We start from the raw sequence: 14,313 nt of genomic DNA on the forward strand, positions 1-14,313 counted from the left end.
CTGGACGCCGCCCGCAGCGCGCTGGCCGAGGCCGAAAAGGCCGGTGGCGAGCTGGCAAGCCGCCGCGCCGCCCTGGACGAGGCGCGCGCGCGAATCGTCGACAGCCATGAAGAAACGGCCGCCGCCTTCGCCGAGGCCGAAATGCTGCTGCAGGACGCCCCCGATCTCGGCGACCTGCAATTGCAGCTTGAACAATCCGCCGCCAATGTCAGCCGCGATCGCGCAACCTTGGCCGACGCGCGCGCCGTCCATGAAGGCCTGCGCCGCGAAGCCGAGGCGCGCACGCGCCGGCTCGACGCCATCGGCGCCGAGCGCAGCAACTGGTTGCAGCGGGCCGAAAACGCCTCGACGCAGATTGCCTCGCTGGGCGAGCGCAGGGCCGAGGCCGAGGCCGAGCGCGAAACGCTGGCCGACGCCCCCGACGAGATCGACGCCAGGCGGCGCGCGCTGCTGTCGCAGCTGACCGAGGCCGAGACCTTGCGCAAGGCGGCCGCCGACCGTTTGCAGGAGGCCGAGAACAAGCAGGCCGAGCTGGACAAGGCCGCCACCGCGGCCATCCAGTCGCTGGCCGATTCCCGCGAAACCCGCGTCCGCGCCGAAGAGCGATTGACCGCCGCCGATGAGCGCCGGCTCGAGGTCGAGGCGCGCATCCAGGAAACGCTGAACACGCCGCCGCATCTGGTCATTCGCCATACTGGCCTGGAAGCCGACAGCCCGATGCCGGAAATGGCCGAGATCGAGCGCCAGCTCGACCGGCTGAAGGTTGAGCGCGAGCGGCTCGGCGCCGTCAATCTGCGCGCCGAGGAAGAGCAGAAGGAATTGTCGGACCGGCTGGAGACCATCGTCTCCGAGCGCGAGGACATCATCGAGGCGATCCGCAAGCTCAGGCAAGCGATCCAGAGCCTGAACCGCGAAGGCCGCGAACGGCTGCTTGCCGCTTTCGAGGTGGTCAACGGCCATTTCCAGCGGCTGTTCTCGCATCTGTTCGGTGGCGGCACGGCCGAACTGCAGCTGATCGAATCCGACGACCCGCTCGAAGCCGGGCTCGAAATCCTGGCACGTCCGCCCGGCAAGAAGCCGCAGACCATGACGCTGCTGTCCGGCGGCGAGCAGGCACTGACGGCGATGTCGCTGATCTTTGCCGTGTTCCTGACCAATCCGGCGCCGATCTGCGTGCTCGACGAAGTCGACGCGCCGCTCGACGATCACAATGTCGAACGCTTCTGCAACCTTATGGACGAAATGGCCGCGACCACCGAGACGCGCTTCGTCATCATCACCCACAACCCGATCACGATGGCGCGCATGAACCGCCTGTTCGGCGTGACCATGGCCGAGCAGGGCGTCAGCCAACTGGTCTCGGTCGATCTGCAGGCCGCCGAGGCGATGCGCGAGGCGAGCTGACGCAGCATGCTTTGTTGATTTCGTCGGCGATGGCGTCGATCCGACTGTTGCAACAGGACCGTCGCCCTTGCGACCTGCTTGCGACGCGCATTCTGTAAGGTTCGAAGAGAAGGAATTTAAGCGCCACCTGAGAGCGAACGCCAAAGCCCACATGCAAAGCGCCGGCCAACGCGAAAGCGATGCCTACAAGGCGCAGATGGCAATAGGCTCCGACAGCAATTCAGCTGCCACGTTTATCGGAAGCCCAGGAAGCTCAGTATCGCAATCACGATAACGACTGCTCCGATGAGCCAGATTATGTTGTTCACCGTATCTCTCCCGAACTAGTTGCTGGGAGTGAACTCGTAAGAGCCTACTAATGTTCCCGCATTTTCTGCGTCGAAACAAAATGGCGGCCATCGCTTCGTCGATTGCCAGACCAAGGTCCGAACAGGGTATGACTGAAGTCCTGACGTCGGAGCCATAGGCCTGAAGGCGGGCAACCTATGCCCTCCCGATACATTGGAACCGGGCTGCCGAGCATGAGTCCCTTCATCGGTGGTCAATCGGGTGCCCGCCATTCCTGAGAGGTTAGCGGGCACCCGATTGTCGTGACACCGCCAACGGCGTGCGTTTCAATAGCGAGGCTAACAGTGACCTTTGTCCAGAGATCTGTGCGTGACGGCGCAACCCGACCCGCAAACGACAACGACAGTCCTGCGGAGGTTTCTTCCGTTCTTGACCTCATACCATCGGCTGACGACGACAAGGTCGCTGAGCTTGTCAGGCGAACAGAGCGCCTGGCAATCGCAGTGGTTATCGGAATCGCGGTTCTGCTGATCTTGGCGCCGGTGGTTTACCTTGCACTTTCTTACGGGATCTGAGACGGCCCGACTTAGGCGATCTAAGATGGCCTGATTGGTCTCGTAAATCTCACAAATTGTGCCGACGGTCTTCCTCGCAAGACGGGTGTTTCCCGTCACAGATCAGGAGATCGAACGCGACGACATAGAAGGGTCCTGTGCAGCGCTCCTTTGTCGAGTGGCGTAACCCTGGTGGTCGGCTTGAAAGAGCGCCTTTACCAGAAGTTGCCAACAGGAGCTGCTGTCGCAACTTCTTCTTTCGATACGCCGTGTTGCACGGGAGCAGCCGTCACTGATCGCGCCCGTGGACCGACGACGCTACTCGGAACCAAAGGGATGGGACGCGGTTATCCCCGCGAAGGGATAATTAGCAGGTGGAGATATTACAATGAAAACAATGATCGTGAGCGCCTTGGCGCTGTTCATTGCCATGCCGACGATAGCTCCGGCAGCCGAAGCTGACGTGGTCATCACGACCCACCATCGACATCATCACAGGAGCGTAAAGGTCATCAATGACCAGGGTCAACGCCTTCATCACCGCAGACACGGCACGGTTGCCTTCTACGACCACGGCCGCAGACATCATCGCCGGGATACGGTCATCGTGACCGGCTCGATCGAGCGCAGCCATCATCGCTATTATCGACATCATCGGCATCATCCCGTCGTCATCCAGGACGACAACGATTACTGATCCTCTCCGCACGGCCCCGGCTCTGTCAACGGAGTCGGGGTCGCGTGGGAGTCAGATAGCTCCTGACGGGAGCCATCGATAAGGTCGGTAAATCATTGATTCCAAAGGCATGTGATTTGGCTGGGGCGCCAGGATTCGAACCTGGGAATGTCGGTACCAAAAACCGATGCCTTACCACTTGGCGACGCCCCAGCAAGCGAGCTTTGCCCGTTGCGCGCGGCCTTATAAGACGAGCGGCACGAAAGCTCAATGCCGAGTTGGCCACTATGCAAAACTGATCCACCGCTTCGCGCGGGGAAGCGCTATTCGCCCCAGACCGCCAACTCGTTGCCGGCGGGATCGGTGAAATGGAACCGCCTGCCGCCCGGGAACGAGAATATCGGCTTGACGATCGTGCCGCCGGCGCTTTCGACAACGTCGAGGGTTGCTTCCAGATCCTGCGAATAGAGCACCGGCAATGGTTTCGCCGGAGCCTCGCCTGCATCGGCCTGGAAGCCGCCATCGAGCCCTTCGCCGAAGGCTGAATAGGTCGGCCCGTAATCGGTGAACGACCACGAGAAGGCGGCGCTGTAGAAAGCCTTGACGCTGTCCAGCGTCGCGCCGGTCGCGGGCAGTTCGAGATAGTCGAGTTTTCCGTTGAGTTTCATCACGCTGCTCCCAACTTGTTCCCTATATGTTCTATATCCTGGGCAGCGATCCGGCAAGTCTTTTCGACGCAGCTTTTGCTTAATCGATTGTAGTCGCCAGGCTTCGCTGCCACACCTTGCCTTTCGCACTGCAGCATAATAACGCTCGGGTCGGAACGCGGGGGAACCGGGTCTTGGCCCCGGTGTTCTATCTTCCGAGGACTTGGAGGGCGAGCATGACCAAATGGGTCTACACCTTCGGCGATGGCGCCGCGGAGGGACGTGCGGGCGACCGCAACCTTCTCGGCGGCAAAGGCGCCAATCTGGCCGAGATGTGCAGTCTTGGCCTGCCCGTGCCGCCGGGCTTCACCCTCACCACCGAAGTCTGCAACGCCTATTACGCCAATAGCAACAGCTATCCGGCCGCGTTGCAGGCCGATGTCGTCAAGGCGCTGGACCATATCGGGCAGCTGACGGGGCGCCGTTTCGGCGATCCGTCGAAGCTGCTTCTGGTCTCGGTCCGCTCCGGGGCCAGGGCCTCGATGCCGGGCATGATGGACACCGTGCTCAATCTCGGCCTCAATGACGAGACGGTCGAGGCGTTGGCAGCCGATTCCGGCGATGCCCGCTTTGCCTATGACAGCTACCGCCGCTTCATCCAGATGTATTCCGATGTCGTCATGGGTCTCGACCACGAAGTGTTCGAGGAAATCCTCGAGGACCAGAAGGCCAGCCTCGGCCACGAGCTCGACACCGAACTGACAGCGCAGGAATGGCAGAGCGTCATTGCCCTTTACAAGGCCAAGGTCGAGGAGGAGCTCGACAGGCCGTTTCCACAGGACCCGCACGAGCAGCTGTGGGGGGCGATCGGCGCGGTGTTTTCCAGCTGGATGAACAACCGCGCCATCACCTACCGGCGCCTGCACGACATCCCGGAAAGCTGGGGCACGGCGGTCAATGTCCAGGCCATGGTGTTCGGCAATATGGGCGAGACGTCAGCCACCGGCGTCGCCTTCACGCGCAACCCCTCGACCGGCGAAAAGATGCTCTACGGCGAGTTCCTGGTGAACGCGCAGGGCGAGGATGTCGTGGCCGGCATCCGCACGCCGCAGAACATCACCGAGGCGGCGCGCATCGCCGCTGGCTCCGACAAGCCGTCGCTGCAGAAACTGATGCCGGACGCGTTTCGCTCCTTCGTCGACATCTCCGACCGCCTGGAACAGCACTACCGCGATATGCAGGACCTCGAATTCACCATCGAGCGCGGCAAATTGTGGATGCTGCAGACGCGTTCCGGCAAACGCACCGCCAAGGCGGCGCTGAAGATCGCCGTCGAAATGGCGCGCGACAAGCTGATCACGACGGAGGAGGCGGTCGCCCGCATCGATCCGGCCTCGCTCGATCAGCTGTTGCATCCGACCATCGACCCCAAGGCCGCGCGCGATGTCATCGGCGTCGGCCTGCCGGCTTCTCCGGGCGCGGCGACCGGCGAGATTGTTTTCTCCTCGGGCGATGCCGAGGATCTGAAGACGCAAGGTCGCAAGGCAATCCTGGTGCGCATCGAAACCAGCCCCGAAGACATTCACGGCATGCATGCTTCGGAAGGCATCCTGACCACGCGCGGCGGCATGACCAGCCACGCCGCCGTGGTCGCGCGCGGCATGGGCAAGCCTTGCGTTTCGGGCGCCGGCTCGCTGCGTGTCGACTACAAGGCCGGCACGCTGATGTCGATGGGCCAGACCTTCCGCAAGGGCGACATCATCACCATCGATGGCAGCAACGGCCAGGTGCTGAAGGGCGCCGTGTCGATGCTGCAGCCGGAACTGTCGGGCGATTTCGCCGCCATCATGGAATGGGCCGATGCGGTGCGCCGCATGAAGGTGCGCACCAATGCCGAGACGCCGCTCGATGCGCGCATGGCGCGCTCCTTCGGCGCCGAAGGCATCGGCCTCTGCCGCACCGAGCACATGTTCTTCGACGGCGAGCGTATCGTCGCTATGCGCGAGATGATCCTGGCCGATACCGAGAAGGACCGCCGCACCGCGCTTGCCAAGCTGTTGCCGATGCAGCGCTCGGATTTCCTCGAACTGTTCGAGATCATGGCCGGCCTGCCGGTGACGATCCGGCTGCTCGATCCGCCGCTGCACGAATTCCTGCCCAAGACGGAAGCGGAGGTGGCGGAGGTCGCCGCCGCCATGAACGTCTCGCTCGACAAGCTCAGGCAGCGCACAGAAGCCCTGCACGAGTTCAACCCGATGCTCGGCCATCGCGGCTGCCGTCTCGCCGTCTCCTATCCCGAGATTGCCGAGATGCAGGCGCGCGCCATTTTCGAGGCAGCCGTCGAGGCCGGCAAGAAAGCCGGCGCGCTGGTCGTTCCCGAGATCATGGTGCCGCTGGTCGGCCTGGTGAAGGAGCTCGACTACGTCAAGGCGCGCATCGATGCGGTCGCCAAGGCTGTCATGGACGAGACCGGCGTCAAGATCGACTATCTCACCGGCACGATGATCGAGCTTCCGCGCGCGGCGATCCGCGCCCACGTCATCGCCGCTACGGCCGAGTTCTTCTCCTTCGGCACCAACGATCTCACCCAGACCACCTTCGGCATCTCGCGCGACGATGCGGCGTCCTTCCTCGAGACCTATCGGCAGAAAGGAATCATCGAGCAGGACCCGTTCGTCTCGCTCGACATCGAGGGTGTCGGCGAACTGGTGCGCATGGCTGCGCAAAAAGGCAGGGCGACGCGGCCCGACATCAAGCTCGGCATATGCGGCGAACATGGCGGCGATCCGGCCTCGATCCGCTTCTGCGAAGAGGTCGGCCTCGACTATGTATCGTGCTCTCCCTACCGGGTGCCGATCGCAAGATTGGCCGCAGCCCAAGCCGCGGTGCAGATTGCCAAAACAGCAGTGCCGCGCCCCAAAAAGAGCGCCGCGGCATCCTGATTTCGACACAGTCCTTTCGGTATCGATGAAACGGCCACCCCTGGGTGGCCGTTTAGCGCTAAGCTTACGATTTTGTAAGCAAATTCACGCTGATGTGCGCGCCCCAACACGCAATCCCGACATCGTTTCTGCCCAATTTCACGGCCCCCCAACCCGCCCGGTGCCGAGAAAAAGATGTTACAGATTTCGCCCAGACCCTTCCGCTCGATCCTGATTATCCAGACCAAGTTCATCGGCGATGTTGTTCTGTCCTCCACGCTCGCCAAGAACCTGCAGCTCGAATATCCCGGTGTCAGGATCGTCTTCCTCTGCGAGGCGAGCCTCGCCAGTTTCGTGACCGCCCACGGCATCGCCTCGGAAGTCGTGACCTTCCGCCGCGCCGCCATGCGCGGCACCCCGCTGGAGCGTGGACGCGAACTCTATTCGATGATCAGCCAGCTGCGCCAATTCCGTTTCGACCTGACCATCGACCTCACCGATTCAAAGACATCGCGGCTCATCGTCAGGTTCCTCAACGCCAGCACCCGCATCGGCTACAATCCTCCGGAAAGGCCGCTGCGCTGGCATGAGCGCCAGCCCGCCAATGTCTTTGCCGAGCCGTTCGGTTTTGGCGAACGTCACTATCTCTACCGCTACCTTTCGCCGCTCGAGCCGCTCGGCGTCGGCCTGCGCGTGCGGGTGCCGTCGATTCGGCCATTGCCGATGGAGACGGCGAGGGCCCAGGCATTGCTGGACAAACACCATTTGCGGCCAAACGGCTTTATCGCGGTGCATGCCGGCGCAAGTTTTCACGGCCGGCGCTGGCAGCATGAACGCTTTGCCGCCGTGATCGACACGATTTCGCGCGAAACCGGACTGGATTTCGTACTCGTCGGCGGCCCTGACGAGCGCAAGCCGGCCGAGCAGATCCTCGCCAGTGCCGCGTCGATCATCAACCTCGTCGGCGCGCTGTCGCTGGAAACGCTGCTGGCGGTGTTGCAGCAGGCGCGGCTGTTTGTCGGCAATGAGAGCGGCCCCATGCACATGGCAGCAGCGGCCGGAACGCCGGTTGTCGGCCTGTTCGGCCTGACCAGCCCGACCGTCTGGGGACCGGTCGGCGTGCCCAGTCTCGCCTTGCAGCCATCCATGCCGTGCAATTGCGTGGCGGGCAGCCTGTGCAATCCGCTCGATCCCAGCAAGGCCTGCTGTGTCTGGCGCCTCGAGGTCGAACCGGTCGTCGCGGCCGTGCGCGAAGTCCTGTCACGCACGCATGTGGAACTGGAACACGCCGTCTGACGGTGCGCGGCGGTCACATTGTCGGGATATCAGCTTTCTCACGGCCACTATCCCGATTTCCGCCTTGTTGCGGGTCCTGGGATGCGGCTATGACAGCGCCGATTCTCAGACAAGACAGGCATCCCTTGCAAAAGCTGTTTTGCGCCTTGGCGCTATCTATCGTGGCCGTGTCCTCGGCCCAGGCCGCGCCGCTTGTCGAGCCGGCGCTGCATCTGAAGGCTGAGGACGGTAGCAGTGTCGGCCGCGTCGCGCTTACGCTCGACGCCTGCGGCGGCCAGACCGATACGAGGATCCTGTCGGCGCTGGTGGAGAACCGGATTCCGGCGACGATCTTCGTCACCGGTATCTGGCTGAAGCGCAACGCCGCCGCCGTCGAGATCATGCGCGCGCATCCGGACCTGTTCGAACTGGAAAACCATGGCGGCCATCACATCCCGGCCGTCGACACGCCGCGCAAGATCTATGGCATCCGCAGCGCCGGCAGCCCGGAAGCGGTGCAGGCCGAAGTCGAATCGGGCGCTGCCGCTCTCGCTGGCACCGGCGAGCCGGCGCCGAAATGGTTTCGCGGCGCGACCGCCGAATACAGCCCGTCGGCTATCGCCATGATCCGCAAGCTTGGCTTCAAGGTCGCCGGCTTTTCGATCAACGGCGATGGCGGCTCGTTGCTCGGCGCAACAGAAACTGCCCGGCGCATCGCCGCCGCCAAGGATGGCGATGTCATCATCGCCCACATCAACCAGCCGACCCACGCCGCCGGCGAGGGCGTCGTGCAAGGTCTGCTCGCGCTGAAGGCCAAGGGGCTGACGTTCGTGCGGCTGGATGACGCCGACGGTGTCGGCAACGACGGGACGACTGATTAGGATCAGGCGGCGGCAGGCAGTTTCACCGCCTTTGGACTGACGTCGCCGACGTTTGAGATTAGCCGAGGCCTCTGAGCTTCGTCATCCCAGGATGAAACGGGAGCGAAGCTCCGTCGCGAAGACCCTGGGATGACGAAGCGAGCAACGGCGGCTTGAGTCGCTTGCTCAGGCCGGTGCTGCTTCGATCGTCACCCTGTCGGGATAGAAGGCGCCGTGGTCGCGAATCTCAGCCATTTCGTCGAACGGCTGCTCATAGCCCCACATTGCGTCCTTGCCGGTCTCGCCGGCCGGCAGCACGCTCCAGTAGCTGGCGTCGCCCTTGTAGGGGCAGTGGGTCGACAGGGTGGTTTTGCCGAGCTGGGTGAAGTCGATGTCTTCGAAGGGGATGTAGAATGCCTGGCGGTAGGGCGGTTCGGACAGAAGCTTCGCCCGCGTCGATGAGGCGATCACCGTATCGCCGGCACGCACTACCACGGTACCGCGATAGGGTTCGACGGTGATGACCTTGCCGGGATTGCTCTGAAAGCCGGGGGCGGGGTTGGCGATCTGGTCCATGCGGGGTTCTCCTTGTTCGATTGGGAGCACAGTCCGATTGAGAGCGTGCGGGATGCTTCCCATGTCTCTAAAATGTGTCTGGAGAACCCGTTGCGCAAGCCTTCGCCAGTAGCCCAGAGCTGGCCTTCCGATCACTAAAAACGATCCCGCGTGGAATGCTCAGGCTGCGGTCTTGAACACGTCCATGAGGCCGGCATAGGCCGCGGCAATACCGGCTACCGGGTTGGTGCTTCTTGACGTCGTCTCGACCTTCAGTGGGCCGCCGCCTGTCGGCAAGGTGAGCAGCAGGAACTGGCGATTGCCGCCATCGCCGATCGATGCGGCGGCGACATGCTGGCCTTCGCCTTCGTTCTGGACGCACATTTTGAACAGCAGCGTGCCGCCGACCGCTTCAAGGGCGCCGCCGACCACCTCGACAAATTCGTCTTCGGAGACCTTTTTGGCCTCCGGCACGAGATCGGCCAGACTTGCGGCAAGCGTGTCTTCAAGCTCTTTGTCGTCGAGTTGAATATCGTCCAACTGCACGTCTTCGGCCCCGCTGTCATCCAGCTGCCTGTCGTCGATCTGCCTGTCGTCGATCTGCTTGCCGTCGAGCTGCGTGTCCATGCGAACCTCTTTCAGTCGCCAATCCGCACCCCTACCCCGTTAACGAACCTTAACGTCGACGATGGCCGGATTGTGGCGGTTTTCCCCGCCTTTCGATCACTGCTTGCTTCAGCCGTTAACGGTTGGAGACGTCATGGCTGGACAATCCGTCCGTTCGTCCCACAATGGAACAAAAGACGGGAAAAACGAGGAAGCAATGGGAGGAACCAGATGCTCGGACTGATGCAGGAATGGCCGCTGCTCTGCCACAAGCTGATCGACAATGCCGAGCGGCAGCACGGGACGCGCGAGATCGTCTCGCGCTCGATCGAAGGTCCTGTCGTTCGCACCACCTATGCTGAAGTTAATCGCCGCGCGCTCAAGGTCGCTCAACGGTTGGAGCGCGATGGCTTTGTGCTCGGCGACCGCATCGCGACCCTGGCCTGGAACACGGCGCGCCACATAGAGGCCTGGTACGGCATCATGGGCATCGGCGCCATCTACCATACGCTCAACCCGCGTTTGTTCCCCGAGCAGATCGTCTGGATCATGAACAATGCGCAGGATAGAGGGATCTTCGTCGACCTGACCTTCATGCCGCTGCTGGAAAAGATCGCCGGCGCGGTCAAATCGCTGAAAAAGGTGATCGTCCTGACCGACAAGGCGCATCTGCCTGAAACGACGCTGCCGAATGTGGTTGCCTATGAGGACTGGTTGAACGAGGCCGATGGCGACTTCGCCTGGAAGGTTTTCGGCGAAAACACCGCAGCCGGCATGTGCTACACCTCCGGCACGACGGGCGATCCCAAAGGCGTGCTCTACAGCCACCGCTCGAATGTGCTGCATGCCATGATTGCTGCCATGCCCGACGCCATGGGCCTCTCCGCGCGGGACACGATCCTCCCCGTCGTGCCGATGTTTCATGCCAATGCCTGGGGCCTTGGCCAGAGCGCGCCGATGATCGGCGCCAAGCTGGTCATGCCCGGTTGCAAGATGGACGGCGCCTCGATCTACGAGCTGCTCGACACCGAGAAGGTGACCTTCAGCGCCGCCGTGCCGACCGTCTGGATGATGCTGCTGCAGCATCTGGAAGACACCGGCAAGAAGCTTCCCTATCTCAGCAAAGTCGTCATCGGCGGCTCGTCCTGCCCGCGCGCCATCATCAGGAAATTCCAGGACAATTACGGTGTCGAAGTCATCCATGCCTGGGGCATGACCGAAATGTCACCGCTCGGCACGCTGTGCACCATGAAGCCGCAGTATCAAGCGCTCGAGGGCGAGGACCGGCTCGATATCCAGGGCAAGCAGGGCTACCCGCCCTTCGGGGTCGAGATGAAGGTGACGGATGACGACGACAAGGAACTGCCTTGGGACGGCAAGACCTTCGGCCGGCTGAAGGTGCGCGGTCCAGCCGTCGCCAGCGCCTATTATGGCGGCGTCGGAGCCGAGCAGTTCGACAAGGACGGCTGGTTCGACACTGGCGATGTCGCCCATATCGATTCCGGCGGCTACATGCAGATCACCGATCGCGCCAAGGACGTCATCAAGTCGGGCGGCGAGTGGATATCGACCATCGACCTGGAGAACCTCGCCGTCGGCCATCCCGATGTCGCCGAGGCCGCGGCGATCGGCGTCCATCATTCGAAATGGGGCGAGCGGCCCTTGCTGGTCGTGGTCGCCAAGCCCGGCAAGGAGCCGAGCAAGGCCGATATACTGGCGTTCATGGACGGCAAGGTGCCGAAATGGTGGATACCCGACGACGTCGCTTTCATCAGCGAAATCCCGCACACCGCCACCGGCAAGATCCAGAAGATCACCTTGCGCAAGCAGTTCAGCGACTACCGCCTGCCGACGGATTGACCGGGACCGTGCGTTTCCTTGACCTTCAAGCTACCGGCCGCAAAAACGTTAGGGCAGGGGATGTTCAATTTGAGCATCCTTTGCTCTAAGCGTCTGTGCGGGTTGGGGCGGTGCTGAAGACAATGGAAATTGACGAGCGGCAGACATCGAAGGCGGCCGGCTGGTCGCGGCGCACGGGCGCTTTTGCCCTGGTCCTGCTGCTCACCGTGCTGGCCGGCCATCATTTCGAACTGGTGGAAACGCCGGCCTTCCTGTGGGTGCTGGCGATCGTCGCCCTGCTTGCCGCATTCGCTTTGCTGTTTGCCGGTCTCGCTCTGTCCAGGCTGTGGCATTTCGGTGACCGTGGCGGCCGTGACCTCTCGGTCGGCGCCCTGCTGGCGCTGCTGGTGCTGACGCCCTACGGCTTTGCCACCTATTTGGCGGCGACCACGCCGCCCCTGAGGGACATCACGACGGACCTCGACAATCCGCCAGTGCTCGACACCAGCGACCGCACCAAGGACATGAACGTGCTCGCGCTGCCAACGCCGGGCGAAGCGCGCCTGCAGGCCGACGCCTATCCGCTGGTCACCGGGCATAGCTACAATCTGCCTTTCGAAACCGTCGTCGACGCCGTTGAAACCGTGCTCGACCGCCGCGATTGGCAACTTACCGCGCCATACCCAGTGACCGACGGTCAAGACGAGGTGACGATATCGGCCGTGGCCCGGAGCTTCGTCGTCGGCCTGCCCGCCGACGTCGCCATCCGGGTCAGCAATGATGGCGACACCATCGTCGTCGACATGCGCTCGGCCTCCCGCTACGGCCGCTACGACCTCGGCGACAATGCCGCCCGTATCGTCGGGTTCCTCGCCGAACTTGATCAGGAAGTTGCGGGCCAGGTGGGTGCGGCGCCGGCTGAGTAGTTCTACCCCACCGGCACAAAAACGCCGTCGATGGCCGGGTCACCCTGGGTAGCAACCAGGCCGCGCGCCACCAGGTCCTCGAGATGGGCAAGCACCGACAGGCCGGCGGCGCCATGCAGGCGCGGGTCGGTGTCCCTGTAGATCGCCTTGACCATGTCCGGGATTGTCCGGTCGCCGCCCCGGATCCGTTCGAGGATCGCCCGTTCGCGCATCTTGCGGTGAGTCTTCAGCCCGCGCATGAAGCTGCGCGGCGCATTCACGGGGCCGCCATGGCCGGGCAGCAGCAGGCGGTCGCCGCGCGCGATCAATTTATCCAGCGAGGCCATGTAGTCGGCCATCGCGCCGTCCGGCGGCGCCACGATCGACGTCGCCCACGCCATCACATGGTCGGCCGAAAACAGGATGCCGGTGCCTTCGAGCGCAAATGCCGCGTGATTGGCGGTGTGGCCCGGCGTCAGCACCGTCCGGATCGTCCAGCCATCGCCCTCGACCAGCGTATCGTCGGGCAAAGTGACATCCGGCACGAAACCGGTGTCGGCGCTGGCGTCGAGCGGATTGATCTCGGCGATCCGCAGCGGCCTTGCCGGGCGGTGCGGGCCTTCGGCCAGCACGGCGGCACCGGTGCGCGCTTTCAGCCGGGCGGCCAGGGGAGAATGGTCGCGATGCGTGTGACTGACGAAGATATGGCTGACCGGCCGGTTTGCGATCACCTTCAGCAACGTCTGGAAATGCGCTTCATCATCCGGACCCGGGTCGATCACCGCCAGCGTATCGCGCCCGACGATGTAGCTGTTGGTGCCGTGAAAGGTGAACGGGCTGGGGTTTTTGGCGGTGACGCGCAAGACGTCCGGCGCAACGGTGACGCCCTCGCCATAGGCCGGATCGAAGCTGGTGTCGAATTTGAGCGCCATGGCGGTGTCGTTGAATCTCTGTTCAGGAAGACGGCAAAACTGATTGCCGCATAACACGGAAGCCAATATAGAAAAACGCAAGGCCGCGATCTGCGGCAATCCGGATTGGGGAAGACCATGGCACTTGCAACGACGATGCGCCCGCTTGTTTCTCTCGCTTTGCCCCAGGAGGGCGCGCAGCGCCTGGCAACCCAGCTTTTGCTGGCGATCGCCGGAACGCTGCTTTTGACCCTGTCGGCCAAGACGAAAGTCGTGCTCGGGCCGGTCGACATCTCGCTGCAGACGCTGGCCGTCCTGCTGATCGCCACTGCATTTGGCCTGCGGCTTGGCGTCGCTACCCTGCTTCTCTACATGGCCGAAGGCGCCATGGGCTTCCCGGTCTTCCAAAGCACGCCTGAAAAGGGCATCGGCATCGCCTACATGATCGGCGGCACCGGCGGTTATCTCGCCGGCTTCGTCGTCATGGCGGCCATTGTCGGCTGGGCCGCCGACCGCGGCTGGGACCGCCACCCGATCAAGTTGTTCAACGCCATGCTGGTCGCCGAAATCGTCATGATGGCCATGGGCTTTGCCTGGCTGGCCACCCTCATCGGCGCGGAAAAGGCGTGGCAGTTCGGCGTTTTGCCGTTCGTCCTCGGCGACCTGATCAAGGTTGCGCTCGCCGCCAGCCTGGTGCCGGCGGTATGGTCGCTGCTGCCCAAGCAGCCCTGAAACCGGACAAATGAATGAGCCGGCGGGCCCAGGGCCCGCCGGCTTTTTGTTGTCACGCGTCCGCCAGCCGATGGTGCAAGCCGGTTGCCAAATCGCCACGCCCATTTGCATCGTCAGCCTGTGCTGGTCGGTCAAATTGC

At 63.1% G+C, this 14,313-nt stretch carries 12 protein-coding genes and 1 tRNA gene; 8 read left to right on the forward strand and 5 right to left on the reverse strand.

All coding sequences use genetic code 11. The features are described 5' to 3' along the window. Together X730_RS146520 and X730_RS146510 are read left to right on the forward strand one after the other, a co-directional pair. A partial coding sequence (locus X730_RS146520) for a chromosome segregation SMC family protein (RefSeq protein WP_023826757.1) occupies positions 1–1,404 on the forward strand: 1,404 nt, incomplete at its 5' end. Positions 1,405–2,634: 1,230 nt separating this feature from the next. Further along, positions 2,635–2,943, forward strand: a complete 309-nt coding sequence (locus X730_RS146510; RefSeq protein ID WP_023670691.1) for a hypothetical protein — start codon at positions 2,635–2,637, stop codon at positions 2,941–2,943. A 117-nt stretch (positions 2,944–3,060) separates the two neighbouring features. On the opposite strand, the gene X730_RS146505 is transcribed toward X730_RS146510, so the two are convergent. Next, positions 3,061–3,135 (reverse strand) — tRNA-Gln (locus tag X730_RS146505). Positions 3,136–3,245: 110 nt separating this feature from the next. After that, entirely contained in the window at positions 3,246–3,590 is a 345-nt protein-coding gene (locus X730_RS146500) for a VOC family protein (RefSeq protein WP_023687172.1), read from the reverse strand. Between the two features lie 215 nt (positions 3,591–3,805). Between X730_RS146500 and ppdK the strand changes: the two genes are divergently transcribed. From ppdK to X730_RS146485, 3 genes are all read left to right on the forward strand, one after another. Then, positions 3,806–6,511 (forward strand): pyruvate, phosphate dikinase, encoded by a 2,706-nt coding sequence (ppdK, locus tag X730_RS146495; RefSeq protein ID WP_023826758.1) that lies wholly within the window; start codon positions 3,806–3,808, stop codon positions 6,509–6,511. A gap of 174 nt (positions 6,512–6,685) precedes the next feature. Next, positions 6,686–7,786 (forward strand): glycosyltransferase family 9 protein, encoded by a 1,101-nt coding sequence (locus X730_RS146490; RefSeq protein WP_023742710.1) that lies wholly within the window; start codon positions 6,686–6,688, stop codon positions 7,784–7,786. An 89-nt stretch (positions 7,787–7,875) separates the two neighbouring features. Then, complete coding sequence (locus X730_RS146485) at positions 7,876–8,646, forward strand: polysaccharide deacetylase family protein (RefSeq protein ID WP_050588131.1); 771 nt, start codon at positions 7,876–7,878, stop codon at positions 8,644–8,646. A gap of 165 nt (positions 8,647–8,811) precedes the next feature. On the opposite strand, the gene X730_RS146480 is transcribed toward X730_RS146485, so the two are convergent. Then, on the reverse strand, positions 8,812–9,201 hold the full coding sequence (locus X730_RS146480; RefSeq protein ID WP_023731365.1) for a DUF427 domain-containing protein: 390 nt from the start codon (positions 9,199–9,201) through the stop codon (positions 8,812–8,814). A 159-nt stretch (positions 9,202–9,360) separates the two neighbouring features. Continuing rightward, on the reverse strand, positions 9,361–9,720 hold the full coding sequence (locus tag X730_RS146475; protein WP_023670697.1) for a hypothetical protein: 360 nt from the start codon (positions 9,718–9,720) through the stop codon (positions 9,361–9,363). Positions 9,721–10,017: 297 nt separating this feature from the next. Here X730_RS146475 and X730_RS146470 point away from each other — a divergent pair, with 297 nt between their 5' ends. Beyond that, positions 10,018–11,646, forward strand: coding sequence for a fatty-acid--CoA ligase (locus X730_RS146470; protein WP_023826759.1), 1,629 nt, complete (start codon positions 10,018–10,020; stop codon positions 11,644–11,646). Positions 11,647–11,768: 122 nt separating this feature from the next. Beyond that, a complete protein-coding gene (locus X730_RS146465) occupies positions 11,769–12,551 on the forward strand; it encodes a DUF1499 domain-containing protein (protein ID WP_023684603.1) in 783 nt (260 codons plus the stop codon). Between the two features lie 2 nt (positions 12,552–12,553). Here the strand turns inward: X730_RS146465 and X730_RS146460 are convergent, their stop codons facing one another. Next, entirely contained in the window at positions 12,554–13,462 is a 909-nt protein-coding gene (locus X730_RS146460; protein WP_023754846.1) for an MBL fold metallo-hydrolase, read from the reverse strand. Between the two features lie 117 nt (positions 13,463–13,579). Between X730_RS146460 and X730_RS146455 the strand changes: the two genes are divergently transcribed. Beyond that, a complete protein-coding gene (locus X730_RS146455) occupies positions 13,580–14,173 on the forward strand; it encodes a biotin transporter BioY (protein WP_023703207.1) in 594 nt (197 codons plus the stop codon). Positions 14,174–14,313 lie beyond the last annotated feature (140 nt).

This window comes from Mesorhizobium sp. L103C131B0 (assembly GCF_000502275.1).
Taxonomy (GTDB): domain Bacteria; phylum Pseudomonadota; class Alphaproteobacteria; order Rhizobiales; family Rhizobiaceae; genus Mesorhizobium.